1 pseudogene is annotated in these 310 nt (G+C 31.9%); it reads left to right on the top strand.

From position 1 onward, the window contains the following. Positions 1–310, top strand: a pseudogene (locus GNY06_RS15585) (transposase); the annotation flags it as partial.

The following is a 310-nucleotide window of genomic DNA, read 5'->3' as shown; positions in this document are numbered from 1 at the left end:
TACTGTTTGTAGAGAAAATTACTTTACCAGCCCGGATAAAGGTTTTTGTGCTTGGCAAAATAGTGTTTATTATGGTTATAAATTGCATGCAGTGTGTACTACTGATGGGATTTTTACCGATTTTGATTAACACAAGCTTCTGTACATGATATTCATTATCTCAAAGATATTAAGCACTTGTAGCAAAATTGTACAATATTAGGAGACAAAGGTTATCTGAGTATTGATTATCAAAGAGACTTATTTACTTACAACCAGATTAATATGGAAGTACCTATGCGAAAAAATCAACATGGATATAAGCCAAAGC

The sequence above is a fragment of the Elizabethkingia argenteiflava genome (assembly GCF_009904105.1).
Lineage (GTDB): Bacteria > Bacteroidota > Bacteroidia > Flavobacteriales > Weeksellaceae > Elizabethkingia > Elizabethkingia argenteiflava.
The sequence above is the reverse complement of the archived record's forward strand: the minus strand, read 5'-3'. Positions and strand labels throughout refer to the sequence as shown.